The organism is Corynebacterium sp. UMB10321 (genome assembly GCF_030228725.1).
GTDB lineage: Bacteria > Actinomycetota > Actinomycetes > Mycobacteriales > Mycobacteriaceae > Corynebacterium > Corynebacterium pseudogenitalium.
Window position 1 is genome coordinate 1 of record NZ_JASOZC010000039.1, and the last position, 303, is coordinate 303.

Below are 303 nucleotides of genomic sequence, written 5' to 3' on the forward strand. Positions count from 1 at the left end.
CGTTTCCAGCCCAGCCTTACGATCTGCTCCTTTGGCAACGCCAAGTAGCAGCGGATGATTTTTATCCCATGAGACATCCAGTTCGGCGAAGACATTTTTCGCCTGCGCAAGCTGGCCTTTGCCGCCGTCGATAAGGATCACATCCGGGATCTTACTGTCGTCAATGGCTTTACCATAACGCCGACGCAGCACCTGATTCATCGCCGCATAATCATCGCCCGGCGTGATGCCAGTAATGTTATAGCGCCGATACTCCGCACGCAGCGGGCCGTTGGCATCAAACACCACACAGGAAGCGACGGT

At 55.1% G+C, this 303-nt stretch carries 1 pseudogene; it reads right to left on the bottom strand.

Features of this window, described 5'->3' with window-relative positions:
- Positions 1-303, bottom strand: a pseudogene (gene uvrC, locus QP752_RS11235) (excinuclease ABC subunit C); the annotation flags it as partial.